Origin of the sequence: Selenomonas sp. AE3005 (genome assembly GCF_000686945.1) — a bacterium.
GTDB lineage: Bacteria > Bacillota > Negativicutes > Selenomonadales > Selenomonadaceae > Selenomonas_A.
Window position 1 is genome coordinate 50,439 of sequence record NZ_JMME01000017.1, and the last position, 13,429, is coordinate 63,867.

General features: G+C 50.9%; 16 protein-coding genes and 1 riboswitch. Of the genes, 1 reads left to right on the plus strand and 15 read right to left on the minus strand.

The annotated features are described in order from the left end of the window. Nucleotides 1–4 precede the first annotated feature (4 nt). From DL94_RS0110610 to DL94_RS0110665, 12 genes are all read right to left on the minus strand, one after another. Nucleotides 5–325, minus strand: coding sequence for a L7Ae/L30e/S12e/Gadd45 family ribosomal protein (locus tag DL94_RS0110610; protein WP_028130131.1), 321 nt, complete (start codon nucleotides 323–325; stop codon nucleotides 5–7). 2 nt (nucleotides 326–327) lie between these two features. Then, on the minus strand, nucleotides 328–612 hold the full coding sequence (rnpM, locus tag DL94_RS0110615) for an RNase P modulator RnpM (RefSeq protein ID WP_028130132.1): 285 nt from the start codon (nucleotides 610–612) through the stop codon (nucleotides 328–330). A gap of 1 nt (nucleotide 613) precedes the next feature. Then, on the minus strand, nucleotides 614–1,750 hold the full coding sequence (gene nusA, locus DL94_RS0110620; protein ID WP_028130133.1) for a transcription termination factor NusA: 1,137 nt from the start codon (nucleotides 1,748–1,750) through the stop codon (nucleotides 614–616). 20 nt (nucleotides 1,751–1,770) lie between these two features. After that, complete coding sequence (gene rimP / locus DL94_RS0110625; protein WP_028130134.1) at nucleotides 1,771–2,226, minus strand: ribosome maturation factor RimP; 456 nt, start codon at nucleotides 2,224–2,226, stop codon at nucleotides 1,771–1,773. A 151-nt stretch (nucleotides 2,227–2,377) separates the two neighbouring features. Beyond that, complete coding sequence (locus tag DL94_RS0110630) at nucleotides 2,378–3,166, minus strand: helix-turn-helix domain-containing protein (RefSeq protein WP_081798804.1); 789 nt, start codon at nucleotides 3,164–3,166, stop codon at nucleotides 2,378–2,380. 238 nt (nucleotides 3,167–3,404) lie between these two features. Beyond that, the gene (hslO, locus tag DL94_RS0110635; RefSeq protein WP_028130136.1) at nucleotides 3,405–4,283 is read right to left on the minus strand and encodes an Hsp33 family molecular chaperone HslO; all 879 of its coding nucleotides are present in this window, start codon (nucleotides 4,281–4,283) and stop codon (nucleotides 3,405–3,407) included. A gap of 53 nt (nucleotides 4,284–4,336) precedes the next feature. After that, entirely contained in the window at nucleotides 4,337–4,897 is a 561-nt protein-coding gene (gene yfcE, locus DL94_RS0110640; RefSeq protein ID WP_028130137.1) for a phosphodiesterase, read from the minus strand. Nucleotides 4,898–4,921: 24 nt separating this feature from the next. After that, entirely contained in the window at nucleotides 4,922–5,389 is a 468-nt protein-coding gene (gene ribE / locus DL94_RS0110645) for a 6,7-dimethyl-8-ribityllumazine synthase (RefSeq protein ID WP_028130138.1), read from the minus strand. A gap of 25 nt (nucleotides 5,390–5,414) precedes the next feature. Next, nucleotides 5,415–6,626 carry a bifunctional 3,4-dihydroxy-2-butanone-4-phosphate synthase/GTP cyclohydrolase II gene (locus DL94_RS0110650; protein WP_028130139.1) on the minus strand — a complete coding sequence of 404 codons (1,212 nt, stop codon included), beginning with the start codon at nucleotides 6,624–6,626 and terminating at the stop codon, nucleotides 5,415–5,417. Nucleotides 6,627–6,641: 15 nt separating this feature from the next. Next, nucleotides 6,642–7,283 carry a riboflavin synthase gene (locus DL94_RS0110655; protein ID WP_028130140.1) on the minus strand — a complete coding sequence of 214 codons (642 nt, stop codon included), beginning with the start codon at nucleotides 7,281–7,283 and terminating at the stop codon, nucleotides 6,642–6,644. Between the two features lie 4 nt (nucleotides 7,284–7,287). Next, the gene (gene ribD, locus DL94_RS0110660) at nucleotides 7,288–8,388 is read right to left on the minus strand and encodes a bifunctional diaminohydroxyphosphoribosylaminopyrimidine deaminase/5-amino-6-(5-phosphoribosylamino)uracil reductase RibD (protein ID WP_028130141.1); all 1,101 of its coding nucleotides are present in this window, start codon (nucleotides 8,386–8,388) and stop codon (nucleotides 7,288–7,290) included. Nucleotides 8,389–8,493: 105 nt separating this feature from the next. Next, a riboswitch (FMN riboswitch) is annotated at nucleotides 8,494–8,614 on the minus strand. A 41-nt stretch (nucleotides 8,615–8,655) separates the two neighbouring features. After that, nucleotides 8,656–9,879, minus strand: a complete 1,224-nt coding sequence (locus tag DL94_RS0110665; RefSeq protein WP_028130142.1) for a DUF3298 and DUF4163 domain-containing protein — start codon at nucleotides 9,877–9,879, stop codon at nucleotides 8,656–8,658. A 155-nt stretch (nucleotides 9,880–10,034) separates the two neighbouring features. Between DL94_RS0110665 and DL94_RS0110670 the strand changes: the two genes are divergently transcribed. Further along, complete coding sequence (locus tag DL94_RS0110670; protein WP_028130143.1) at nucleotides 10,035–10,490, plus strand: DUF441 domain-containing protein; 456 nt, start codon at nucleotides 10,035–10,037, stop codon at nucleotides 10,488–10,490. A gap of 34 nt (nucleotides 10,491–10,524) precedes the next feature. On the opposite strand, the gene fusA is transcribed toward DL94_RS0110670, so the two are convergent. The 3 genes from fusA to DL94_RS0110685 form a co-directional block, all read right to left on the minus strand. After that, nucleotides 10,525–12,597, minus strand: a complete 2,073-nt coding sequence (gene fusA, locus DL94_RS0110675; protein ID WP_028130144.1) for an elongation factor G — start codon at nucleotides 12,595–12,597, stop codon at nucleotides 10,525–10,527. Nucleotides 12,598–12,711: 114 nt separating this feature from the next. Next, nucleotides 12,712–12,984, minus strand: coding sequence for an HU family DNA-binding protein (locus DL94_RS0110680; protein WP_197020741.1), 273 nt, complete (start codon nucleotides 12,982–12,984; stop codon nucleotides 12,712–12,714). Nucleotides 12,985–13,169: 185 nt separating this feature from the next. Then, a partial coding sequence (locus tag DL94_RS0110685; RefSeq protein WP_028130146.1) for an IS3 family transposase occupies nucleotides 13,170–13,429 on the minus strand: 260 nt, incomplete at its 5' end.

Sequence of the window (13,429 nt, forward strand, 5' to 3'; positions counted from 1 at the left end):
TATTTCATAGTGATTCCTCCATCAGCTGGCGGAGTTTTTTCGCAAAACCTTCATCCGTCAAAGCGGCGACGGCACGAAATTCCTTGCCCAGACAAGCGCCCAGGCTCTCACGGTCAAGCGCCTCGGCATAGGGAATCGCATATTTATCTGCTAAATTTTTAAAGTTCTTTTTGCTTTCCTCAGCGGCATCACCAGCCAGGAGCACAAACACTGCCTGTTTTTTCTTCATGGCCTGTTCCACAACAAAGGCACCGGAAACAATGCGGTTAGCCCGCTGTGCCATGCTCAGCAAATTGGTAATGCGCTGTTCATTTGTAATCGCCATACTTAGCCCTCAGTATCACTTGCTAAAGCGTCTAACTGCTGCTCTAAGAGGTCATATACAGACACATCAATCTGGCTTTTAAAGGAACGCTCCAGCCCCCGGCTCTTGCGCGCGGCGGTAAAGCATTCCTGACGCGGACAGATATAGGCACCCCGGCCGGGCTTTTTCCCCGTGGCGTCCACGGAAAATTCCCCTTCAGGGCTGCGCACGATACGGATGAGGTCCCGTTTGGACTTTACTTCCTGGCACCCCAGGCACATCCGCTGCGGAATCTTCTTGGTTTTCACCTTATTCACCTTCTGCCGTGAAAGCCTCGTCACTTTCGACTTCCACTTCGTTCATGTTTTCGTCCAGTTCTTCGTCAGCAGCCTGAGTTTCACTCTTGATATCGATTTTCCAGCCGGTGAGCTTAGCTGCCAGACGGGCATTCTGGCCTTCCTTACCGATGGCCAGGGACAGCTGATAGTCAGGCACCACTACGCGGGAAACCTTTTCGGCCTCATTTACGGCTACGGAAACAACCTTCGCCGGGCTAAGAGCATTGGCAATGAACTTAGCCGGGTCCTCGCTCCATTTCACGATATCAATCTTTTCGCTGCCGAGCTCATCAACGATGGCCTGTACACGCATGCCGCGGTAACCAACGCAGGAACCAACCGGGTCAACGGATTCGTCCTTGGACCAAACGGCAATCTTCGAGCGATTGCCCGGTTCACGGGCTACGGACTTAATTTCCACGATACCTTCCTGAATTTCCGGTACTTCGAGTTCAAAGAGGCGTTTTAACAGGCCCGGGTGCGTACGGGATACCACAACCTGCGGTCCCTTGTTGGTCTTTTTTACTTCCACAATATACGCCTTAATGCGGTCACCATGCGCATAAGTTTCCGTAGGAATCTGTTCCGTCGGCGTCAGCACAGCCTCGGTCTTGCCCAGGTCGATGAATACATTGCGGTTTTCCACACGCTGTACCAGGCCGGTGAGGATATCGCTTTCACGGCTCTGAAACTCCTCGTAAATCATGCCGCGCTCAGCCTCACGAATGCGCTGCACCACTACCTGCTTAGCCGTCTGCGCAGCCACACGGCCGAAATTAGCCGGCGTCACTTCGATTTCGATAACGTCACCGACCACATAGTCCGGACGAATGGTCCGTGCCTGTGCCAGGGAAATTTCCGTAATATCGTCAGCAGCGTCTTCCACTACAGTTTTGATAGCGTACACATGATAGGTACCAGTGTCACGGGACAAGGTAACGCGGACATTCTGTGCCGAGCCGAAATTACGCTTATAAGCCGTAATCAGGGCTGCCTCAATGGCCTCAAATAAAAATTCCTCATCAATGCTGCGCTCACGGCTCAATTCGCGCAGGGTTTCCAGAAACTCCTGTCCGTTGTCCTTCGCTTTCGTTGTTCTTCTTGCCAAAATTTTTATCCTCCAATATTTTAAAAATCAATATGCAGACGAATCTGAGCTGCCTTGCTCAATTCGATGGTCAGCTCATCATCCAGGGTAATCTTCTCACCGTCAAAGGCCGTGAGCACACCCGTAAGATTCTTTTTGCCATCCAAAGGTGCATAGAGAGTCACATCCACAGCCTTGCCCTGCTCCCGGACCAAATCCCGGGGCTTTCTGAGCACGCGGTCAATGCCCGGCGAAGATACCTCCAGTATATAAGCGTCAGGAATCACATCTTTTTCATCCAGCACAGCCTCCAGCCGTTCGCTGAGTTCCTGACAATCTTCGATATCTATGCCGCCTTCTTTATCGATGTAGACACGCAAATACCAATCAGTATGTTCCTTCACATACTCCACATCCACCAGTTCAATGACGTCCTGGCCGGTGAGCAGCTCTGCCACCATGGATTCTACAGCTGCCTCAATATCCTTCGCTGCCATACATCCACCTCCCTATACACATTGTATTCCAAACATAAGACTAAAGAGTGGGTTCGCACCCACTCTTTAACATAAGAATACTTAAATTAACTATCTAAGTTTACCACGTTTCAGCCTGCATGTAAAGGCTTTCTGTACCCGTATTTCACAATCAGATGAAATTTTGTACAGCTTTTTCCATCACACAGCGATGAAAAATCTCACTGCGGCTGGAAACGTCCATCTTCTTGGCAATGGCCGTCACGTGTTTTTTCACCGTGGCCTCAGCACAAATCAGCTTATCGGCAATCTGCTTGTTGGACATTCCCCGGCAAATAAGGCCGGTTATCTGACGCTCCCTGTCGGTCAGGCCAAAGTTTTCCTTAAGAATCTGCTTGGCCCGGCGCCCTTCCTCATTCTGCGGATGATATTTATACATCGCCCGGGTGATTATCGGTTCGAGCAGACGCAGGCGGAATAATTCCTTTTCCTCGAAGTTGCCACGTTCCTTGCGGCGCAACAACCAGAACTTCCCCACCAGTATACCGTCATGCACTAAAAAAATCTTGCAGGCGTAGCTCATGCCCAATTCATCGTGAACCATGCGACCGATTTCAGTCTGGGTAAAAAAAGCATCATTAAACATATCGGAATCGCGGAATATCAGCGATTTTTTCTGCCACTCCAGGGAATTGTAAGCACTAGACTTATGCGCCAGCTCAGCAGCCCGTAACAAAGTCTGAACAGAAGGTACAACATCGGCGTTTTTATAAGCCATAGGCTCCAGGCAATGCTTGGCATCAGGGTCATTCTTTACCACATAAGACACGCCACAGTCAAAGGGCGCAATCTCACTGAGCACTTCAAAGACCGTATGCCGCAGGTCTTCCACCGATGCGGTAATTATCCGCGTCAGTCCCTCGGTCATCTGCCAGCATTCCTGTTCATTCAATTGAAGCATAACTTCCTGCCTTTCTAAATGGAATCAATCCCATTTAGTATACGCCAAAAGCGCAGGACATGCAAGACCTGCGCTTTTCAAAAATATATAATTCCACTACCTGCAAGGCTTCCCCATTCTTGAAGGCTATATATCATCACTTCCCCAAGTGACATGGTCTATTATAAGCATAGCAAAGTGATGATACAATTACCCAAAAGTAGAAACTTTCCCGAGACCTACCACGAAAGTAGTAGTTTTAGCGGACTTTATCGGCTGCTGCCGCCAGTTCCTGCAGCTCTTCGCCAGTAAATTCGTATTTCTCATTACAGAAATGACAGGAAACCTCGGCCTTGCCATCAGCCACCAGACTGTCCAAATCTTCCTTGCCCAGGCTGATGAGCACGTTAAAGAGCATTTCCTTGGAGCAATGGCACTTAAACGCCAGTTCCGTTTCCGACATATAGTTGATGTCAAAGCCCTGCAGCATTTCCGCAATGATGTCCTTGGCAGTATAGCCATTTTCCACCATGTGCGAAACAGAATTCACCTTCTGCAGGTTGGCCTCGAGTTTCGAGATACATTCTTCCGTAGCATCCGGCAGTGGCTGAATGAAGAAACCGCCTGCCCCAATGCACTTAAAGTCCGGATTAACCAGAACCCCCAGGCCAATACTCGACGGCGTCTGCTCAGAAACATAGAGATACTTCGTCAGGTCATCGGCGATTTCACCATCAGTGATTTCACAGCTGCCGGTTATGGGATTTCTAAGCCCTGTAAAGCGCGTTACGGATACCGTACCATTCGTACCTACACCGCCGCCCACATCAATCTTGCCCTTGTCATTGAGCGGCAGGTTCACATGCGGATTTCCCACATAGCCGCGCACATAGCCTTCCGGCGTAGCGTCAGCGGTCACAATGCCCAAGGGGCCGCCGCCGGCAAATTTTACCGTGAGCGCCTCCTTATTTTTAAGGTTAGCGGCGAGCAAAAGCGCTCCCGTCATCGTGCGCCCGAGGGCTGCTGCTGCCACCGGATAGCAGTCATGACGGCGGATAGCCTCATTTACCAAATCCGTGGTCACGGCCGCATAAATGCGTACACCATCGGCCGTGGCTTTTACTAAATGGTCTTTCATTACATCTTTCTCCTCAATAATAAAGGCCCTCCCCTGCGAGGAAGGCCTGCTTGTTAATCAAACGTATAAGTTGCCAGAACTTCGTCCGTATCAATATCATAAATCGAAATCGTCTTTTTGTCCAGCACCGCAAAGGTGTTGCGCTTGTCCTCACGTTTGGACAGCGCCGCAGAACCCGGATTTAAAAAGACGGTATTACCACGCTTTTCCAGCACCGTGGTATGGATATGACCGCTGATAAAGAGGTCGGCCTTTAAGTGTGCCGCCAGTTTATCCTTTTCCGCGTCCGTCATGACAGCGTCACCATGCGTGACGATAATGCGAATCCCCTCGGCCACTACATAGGCATAAGGTGCCTCAATGGGCAGCTCTAAGCAGCTGGCATCCACAGAAGAATCGCAGTTGCCCTTGGCAATGATGACCGGCACCGGGCAGTTGTTGATTTTCTCCACAAGACCGGCCGGATTATAGTCGGCCTTCATCGGGTTACGCGGCCCATGATAGAGCACATCACCGGCATGAAGAATCATATCCGCATCATGGAACTGCTTGTCAAAAGCTGTCTGCCATGCGCCTTCATGGCCATGCGTATCGCTGATAATGCCAATTTTCATTTGCTTTCAGCCTCCTAAATACACTTAGCCGATTTTCTTCAGCAGGTTTGCCATTTCCATAGCGGCCATAGCAGCATCCGTCCCCTTGTTGCCAGCCTTCGTGCCTGCGCGTTCCACAGCCTGCTCGATATTTTCCGTGGTCACCACGCCAAAGATAGTCGGTACGCCCGTCTGCATGCCAACCTGGGCAACGCCCTTGGAAACCTCGTTGCAGACATAGTCATAATGCGTCGTCGAACCACGGATAACAGCCCCCAAGGCGATAACGGCGTCATACTTGCCGGATTCAGCCATTTTCTTGGCCACCACGGGAATCTCGAAAGCACCCGGCACCCAGGCTACATCAATATCCTCGTCCTTAGCCTCATGACGGTGCAAAGCGTCCAGCGCGCCGCCTAAGAGCTTACTCGTGATGAATTCGTTAAAACGGGCTACTACGATACCCACCTTCATATCTTTTGCGGTAATAAAACCTTCAATAATATTTGCCATTGTCATTTCCTCCCGTATACATATATTATTTTAAAGTGTCATCATTTAAAAGATGGCCCATCTTCGTCTTTTTAATGGTCAGATACTTCTTGTCAAACTTGTTGGCATGAATCATCAGCGGCACACGCTCCGTGATGGTCAGGCCGTAACCTTCAAGGCCTGCACGCTTAGCCGGATTGTTGGTCATCAGGCGGATACTAGTCAGGCCCAAATCCGCAAGAATCTGTGCGCCGATACCATAGTCGCGCAAATCCGGGGCAAAGCCCAGTTCAACATTGGCCTCTACCGTATCGCGGCCGTTGTCCTGCAGGGCATAAGCGCGCATTTTGTTGGCCAGGCCAATGCCGCGGCCTTCCTGGCGCATATAGAGCACTACGCCCTCGCCAGCCGCCTCAATCTTCTGCAGCGCCGCCTGCAGCTGATCGCCGCAGTCACAACGCAGGGAACCAAGCGCATCACCCGTCAGGCATTCGGAATGTACACGCACGAGCACGTCCTTCTTACCTTCCACATCGCCCTTGACAATAGCCAGATGGCACTTGCCATCGAGCTTGCTCTCGTAGGACTTAATGCGGAAATGGCCGAACTTGCTCGGAAAATCCACATCAGCTACCTTCTGCACGAAAGATTCCGTACGCTTACGGTATTCAATAAGAGATTTTACCGTAATCATGTGGAGATTGTGTTCCTTGGCAAACTCAATGAGTTTCGGCGTGCGCATCATGTGGCCGTCATCATCCATGATTTCACAGCAAAGACCTGCGGGATAAAAACCGGCCAGGCGTGCCAAATCCGTGGTCGTTTCCGTATGTCCAGCCCGGCGCAGTACGCCGCCCTCTACCGAACGCAGGGGGAATACATGGCCCGGACGGCGGAAACTCGACGCCTTGGCCTTGGGGTCCAAGAGCAGACGGATGGTCTGGCAGCGTTCATAAGCAGAAATACCTGTTTCCGTATCAAAAGCGTCAATCGATACCGTGAACGCCGTTTCGTGATTATCCGTATTATTTACCACCATCTGACCGATATTGAGCTCGTCAAGACGCTTGCCATCAATCGGCGTGCAAATAAGGCCTTTGGCATAAGTTGCCATGAAGTTAATGTCTTCCGGCGTAACCGTAGCCGCAGCGACAATCAAATCGCCTTCGTTTTCGCGGTCCTCATCATCGACCACGACGACCATCTTACCATTTTTTATATCTTCGATTGCCTGTTCAACCGTTGCAAAATCTGACATATTATATCTCCTTGCTTAAAATCCGTTTTCCCTCAAAAAATCAAGGGTCATATTGCTTTGTGTCTTGGCTGGCGCGGAACTGCTGCCTTTGAGCATTTTTTCCACATACTTGCCCAGCACATCCGTTTCAATATTGATGGGACTGCCCGTCTTTTTACTGCCCAGATTCGTGACTTCCCGGGTATGCGGAATCAGGCTGACAGTAAAATCGCTGTCCGTCACCTTGGCCACCGTCAGGCTGATGCCGTCCAGTGCCACAGAACCTTTCTCGACGATATAGCGTAAAAGACTGCTGTCTGCGCTCACCGTCATCAAAATGGCATTGCCTTCATCGGCAAATTTGATAATCTCGCCGGTACCGTCAATATGGCCGCTGACGATGTGACCGCCCAGGCGGCTGGCCAGTGTCAATGCCCGTTCCAAATTCACGGGGCTGCCCTTTTTGAGTTCCGCCAGTGATGTGCGGCGCACTGTTTCCGGCATTACATCGGCCGTGAAACCTGACTTGTCAAAATGCGTGACCGTTAGACATACGCCGTTGACCGCAATGCTGTCGCCCAACTGCACATCTTCAATTACCTTCGCGCAGTTAATGACAAGACTGCCGCCACCGATACGGGCAACCTGCCCCACCTCTTCAATTATGCCTGTAAACAATCGCTCACCGCCCTTTTACATAACCGGTCAGCAAAATATCCTGGCCGATAGTTTCTACCGTAGTGCGTTCAAGCTCTACCGACTCCGTAAGTTCGGCAAAACCTGCGCCCTCGACCGGTGTCAACGCCTCCCGGCCGCCAATGAGTTTCGGCGCAATAAAAGCATGAACCTTGTCCACCAGTCCGGCTTTAAGCAGGGAAAAATTCACCTGTCCGCCGCCTTCGACAAACACCGAACAAATTTCCATTTCGCCAAGCTTGCGCATAAGCAAATCCATATCCACCTGTTCGCCGTCACCGGCAACCATAATGGCTACACCCTTATCCTTAAGCGCCTGCACACGCTCCTGCGGTGCCTTGGCCGTCACTGCAATGATGGTCAAAGCCGCGCCATCTGTCACCAGGTTAGCGTCAAGCGGCGTACGGGCCTTACTGTCCACGACGATGCGTACAGGATTTTTGCCCTGCCCGTCCGGCAGACGCGCCGTAAGGCTCGGATTATCCGCCAGCACCGTGCCAATGCCCACCATGATACCATCATAGGTATCCCGATACTCATGGACACGCTGCCTTGCCGCCTCACCGGTAATCCACTGGGATTTTCCGGTATGCGTGGCAATCTTGCCGTCAAGACTCATGGCTGTTTTGAGCACCACAAAGGGCTTTTGGGTGGCTATCCATTTCAGGAATACCTCATTTAGTGCACGGGCCTCCTCTTCCAAGACGCCACAGCGCACCTCAATGCCGGCCCGTTCCAGAATGGCTATACCCTTGCCGGCCACCTTGGGATTGGGGTCACCCATGCCGATGACCACGCGCTTAATCCCGGCTTTGACAACCGCCTCAGCACAAGGGCCGGTACGGCCATAATGCGAGCAGGGTTCCAGCGTCACATAGAGCGTAGCACCTTTTGCCAGGTTCCCGGCCATATTCAGCGCGTGAATCTCAGCATGGGGCGTACCAGCCTTACGGTGCCAGCCGGCACCAACTATGCGCCCCTCCCGGACAATCACCGCTCCCACCAAGGGATTAGGCGACGTCCGGCCGGCAGCATTACGAGCCAGCCGCAAAGCCTCCTGCATAAATTCTTCATCCTGCAAATTCATCACCTCAAATTCTACGAAATTAAGGTTTGTGAATGAGACCATAAGAAAACAAAAAGCCACCGCGAAGATTTTCCTCACGATGGCTGCTTTTGCATGCAAAAAACAACATGCCTTTTCTCCTCCCGACTATACGGTCGGCTCCGGAATTTCACCGAATCGTGCCTGAACGCTCAGGCTTGCGGGCTATACCGCCGGTGGGGAACTGCCCCCCGCCTCAAAGACAAATCTCTGCCCATTATCATAGCATAAACAAGGGCAAAAAGCAACTTATCCAAAGGTCAGCTGCCCATCGCTGCCAACTGCGCAGGTATCTGTTTTCGACGAATTTCCCAGAGGCACCACACGGTCGATATAGAAACCATCGGGATTGGTCATAAACTGCCAGTACCGCTGTTCTGCCGGTGAAACGGCTATCGTATGCATAAACGTGTACGGCAGCGTCCCCACATGCTGCACCTTCCCTTTGGCCACTTTAAGCACGAGCGTCAGGTGGCTGCCCTCCGGCGTCTGTCCATCAATATAGAGGAAGTTATCCTTGTTCGCCATGTGCACCAGTACCGGCTGCAGCTTGGTCAGCTGTGCGTCAAAAACATATTTCCGGCCATTAAGGCTGACAGTTACCTTCCCCTCTCCCTGGTCAACCGACAGCACATCACGTTTGTCATTATCCCTGAGGGAAGTAACCAACGGATAATAAGTGGGGAAAGGCTGGGCGTAAGCGTCTGCCGTTTCCAGATAGGCCTCATTGAAGAGCTGTGGCTGTTCCTTGAACAATACTGTAGTTTGCAGCAGACCATCAGCATAGGAGGCAATGCCATAGGGATTAAAGTAAACCGTAACTCCCCGTGGGTCGATAGTCCAGTTAAGCCGTCCCATCATGGCCCTGTTGCGTACGGTCTTTTCCATATCAAAGAAACTGGCCTGCGGATATTCCTTCTGCAGCTGGGCAATGATGATATCCGTAAACCTGCCCAGATCCTTTACGACATGGGAAAGCGCCAGCTCTTCACCTGTCATGGAGTTAAAATTTACCCCCTGCCAGCCGTACATACCATGTGCACCGCCGCCATTCGTATATTCCATTTCCAGATAGCTGGTCACATGTTCATCGGCCCGGCGCATGAGCACGTCCAAATCCTGCGCGAAGGGATGATAATAAGCGGGGCTTTCTTCACGAAACTGGACAGCCTCGACTTTCATCTGCCTGCGCTGCTTTTCCATGTGTGCCCAGTCAGCTTTAGTCCGCTGTTCAATAGCTTTGCTCAATGCCGGAAAACGGGCCGTCAGTTCTTTGTCCGCCGCCAGACCGCCCCACCGTTCTTCCAAAATTTCATACTCGCCACGCGCATCCCTGTCCATGTAAGTTTGCTGACGAATTTGCTTATAAAAACCGCAAATCGCCCGCGGCGCTGCCTCCGCGCAGCTGCCAGCCAACAGGGCCGCAATTACGCCGGCACAAAGGACTCCACGAAGTTTTACTTTCCTCAGCACAATATCTCCTCCTTCTAATATTTTTCTGCTCTTACTAACCTACGTCATATTTCTTTACGTGCTTATATTTTTCCTGCTAAAGGCATTATCTATTTACAAAACACGGCAACCATGTATAATAAGGTCATATCTTCACACAAAGGAGTCTGATGTAATTGTATATCGAATATATCACTCTGGGGGCAATTTTGCTGCTGAGTCTTGTGGGGCATAACATGACTGTTTTTTATGCCTCTGCCATCGTACTTGGGCTGAAGGTGCTGGGGCTGACGACCATGCTGAACGCCCTGGGCTCGCAGGGACTGAACTGGGGTATAATCATCCTGACGGCGGCCATTCTCGTGCCAATTGCCAACGGTACCATCACGATTCACACCATGCTGGAGGCTTTCCGTACTCATGCGGGGATTATCGCCATCGCTGCCGGACTGTTGGCCGCCGTAGCCGGTGGCAGCGGCGTAGACTTACTAAAAAGCACTCCCGACATAATACCGGCACTTATCATCGGTACTATGGCAGGAGTGCTCCTGTTCAACGGTGTGGCCGTGGGCCCGTTAATCGCCGGCGGCCTTACCTATTTTGTTTTATATCTGGGAAAACTATTTAGCTGAGTTTTCACCTCCCGGTTCAAGCAACCGGGATTTTTTATTCGCTGTTGCGTTTGCCGCGTTCTTCCACAATCTTGACAGCCTCCCGTTCCGGCACAGGCTCGTAACGGGTAAATTCCAGGCTGTAGGAGCCGCGCCCCTGCGTCAGCGAACGCAAATCCGTGGCAAAGCGGTAGAGCTCAGCCTCGGGAATCAGCGCCGAAATCTCACTCATATCCTTACCCTTGCTGTCAACACCAAGGATATGGGCGCGCTTGCTGTTGAGTTTACCCATGACATCGCCCATGTAGTACTCCGGCGTAAGCACGCGAATGGTATCAATCGGTTCCAAAAGTATTGGCGATGCATCCATAACGCCCTTGCGGATAGCAATGGCTGCTGCCGTCTTAAAGGCCGCCTCTGACGAGTCAACAGAGTGATAAGAACCATCGTAAAGGTTGACCTTTACATCCACCACGGGGTAGCCTGCCATTACGCCGGCTGCCAGAGCCTCTTCTGTGCCCTTTTCCACGGCCGGAATATACTGACGCGGTACACTGCCGCCGAAAATTGTTTCCGTAAAGACATTCCCCTCACCGGCCGGCTGCGGACTGATTTCGAGCCATACATCGCCAAACTGGCCATGACCACCGCTCTGTTTCTTGTGACGTCCCTGTACCTGTACGCTCTTGCGGATAGTTTCCCGGTACGCCACTTTGGGCTCGGACAATACCATTTCCGCACTGAATTTGCGTTCGAGCTGTTCAGCCAAAATCTCTAAATGTACCTCACCAATACCTTTGACCACCGTTTCCCTGGTTTCAGGTTTCTTGATGACCTTGATAGTGGGGTCCTCATCCTGCTGTTTAGCCAAAGCGCCAAAGACCTTGTCTTCCTCGCCCTTTTTCCTGGCCGTTACAGCCATTTCCAGCATGGGTTCGGGATAGCTGATACCCTCGTACTGGATAATGTCGTTTTTATCGCAGAGCGTGTCGCCTGTACGCACCTGCTGCAGCTTGGTGGTAACTACGATATCACCGGCAGCCACAACAGACAGATTTGCCTGCTGTTTCCCCTGCATGGAGAAGATGGTACCTATGCGCTCCTCGCCTTTTTTATTCACATTATAATAATTGGCGTCACCCTTCATATCTCCGGACAACACCCGGATAAAGCTCTGCCGTCCCACAAAGGGGTCAACTGAGGTCTTGAACACCTGCGCCGAGAAGGCGTCCTCTGTACGGCGTTCCTTAATTTCACCGCTGACAGGGTCTGTGCCGATAGAAACCTTGAAGTATGGCGTCGGCAGGTATTCCACCATACCGTTCATCAGCTGCCGGATACCGATATTCTGTTTGGCCGAGGCACAGAACACCGGGAAAATCTTGCCGGCCTGAATGCCTTCAATCATGGCGGCAGCTACTTCTACTTCCGTGATTTCTTCGCCTTCGATGTATTTTTCAAGCAGTTCGTTATTAAACTCGGCAACTGCCTCAATTAGTTTCTGCCGGGCTGTTTCCACATCCCCCTTGATGTATTCGGGCACTTCGTCTTTCACCACTTCGTTGTCATGGGTGACAATCTTCATGTGCAGTGCAAGCAGGTCAACTACGCCCTGGAAGGCCGCCTCCTTGCCGATAGGAATCTGGACAGGCACAACGCCATCGCCAAAGCGTACACGCAGTTCTTCCACCACGCCGTCAAAATCAGCGTGTTCCCTGTCCATCTTGTTAATCAGAAAGGCACGGGGCAGGTCATTTTCCTCGGCATAGGCCCAGGCCGTTTCCGTCCCCGACTTTATACCTGAGGAGGCCGAAATGACGATTAAGGCGCTGTCTGCAGCTGCCATAGCACCTTTTACGTCACCTACAAAATCCGGATATCCCGGCGTGTCGATGAAGTTCAGCTTAAAATCACGCCATTCACAAGCCACCAGCTTGGAGCTGATGGTCATCTTGCGTTTGCTTTCCTCGGGCTCATAGTCTAAAGCACTTGTGCCTTCCTCGACACTTCCCAGGCGCTTTACCACACCTGTATTAAACAAGCAGGCATCGAGTAAACTTGTCTTACCGGTTTTTCCATGTCCAGTTACAGCTATGTTGCGGATATTAGCACTCTTATAGTTCTTCATCGACAGTCCCTCCATTTCATTTACTATTTTCTTTATTCTCTGAAAACAGAATAAATCCTGCTAAATAAATAAAAAAGCCGCCCTTGCTTACACAAGAGCGGCTCTGCCGTCAAATTAGTATTTAACGCTGGATTTGAATGCCAGGCTGTCGCTAGCAGCAATCTCGATGGTTTCACCCGTCTGCGGGTTACGGCCGGAACGAGCGTTGCGATGTGCCTTCTTAAAAGTACCAAAGCCAATCAGGCGGATTTCCGCATCAGCCTTAACGCTTTCCTTTACCGTTTCGAGAACAGCATCGATAACTGCTTTCGTATCTTTCTTGGATACGCCAGCTGCCTCTGCAACTTTGTCCACGAGAATAGTTTTGCTAATAACTTCTTTTGCCATAGTAGTAATCCCCTTTCAAAGTACTAACAAGACGTATTATAGCCGATAAATAAAGGCTAGTCAACCCAAAAGCGGAAATTCATCTTGTTTCATCGTAAATTTATACAAAAAAGCACAGCCTTTTTGTAGTGACCCCAAAAAGTTAGACCTAACCGTAGTAGCATTTGTTGCTGCTACGGTTTTTATTATGCTGCTGCATGCCGCAACCGATATTCCACTGGGCTTAGCCAGCCCAATCGTGCCTTGATCCTATGGTTGTTGTAGTAAGTGATGTATTTCTGTACGGCTTCCCTCAATTCTTCAAAGCTGTGGTATGTATGACCATAATATATTTCCTGCTTCATTATGCCAAAGAAATTTTCCATTACACTATTGTCCAGGCAAGTTCCTTTTCTCGACATGCTTTGATAAATCTTCTCTTCCTTTAAGCGGGTGACATAGTTCC

Bases quoted from the DNA above. Each gene is read 5' to 3' on its own strand.
- DL94_RS0110610 (WP_028130131.1), bottom strand. From the start codon at position 325: ATGGCGATTACAAATGAACAGCGCATTACCAATTTGCTGAGCATGGCA.
- rimP (WP_028130134.1), bottom strand. From the start codon at position 2,226: ATGGCAGCGAAGGATATTGAGGCAGCTGTAGAATCCATGGTGGCAGAG.
- DL94_RS0110630 (WP_081798804.1), bottom strand. From the start codon at position 3,166: ATGCTTCAATTGAATGAACAGGAATGCTGGCAGATGACCGAGGGACTG.
- hslO (WP_028130136.1), bottom strand. From the start codon at position 4,283: ATGAAAGACCATTTAGTAAAAGCCACGGCCGATGGTGTACGCATTTAT.
- yfcE (WP_028130137.1), bottom strand. From the start codon at position 4,897: ATGAAAATTGGCATTATCAGCGATACGCATGGCCATGAAGGCGCATGG.
- ribE (WP_028130138.1), bottom strand. From the start codon at position 5,389: ATGGCAAATATTATTGAAGGTTTTATTACCGCAAAAGATATGAAGGTG.
- DL94_RS0110650 (WP_028130139.1), bottom strand. From the start codon at position 6,626: ATGTCAGATTTTGCAACGGTTGAACAGGCAATCGAAGATATAAAAAAT.
- ribD (WP_028130141.1), bottom strand. From the start codon at position 8,388: ATGAATTTGCAGGATGAAGAATTTATGCAGGAGGCTTTGCGGCTGGCT.
- fusA (WP_028130144.1), bottom strand. From the start codon at position 12,597: ATGAAGAACTATAAGAGTGCTAATATCCGCAACATAGCTGTAACTGGA.
- DL94_RS0110680 (WP_197020741.1), bottom strand. From the start codon at position 12,984: ATGGCAAAAGAAGTTATTAGCAAAACTATTCTCGTGGACAAAGTTGCA.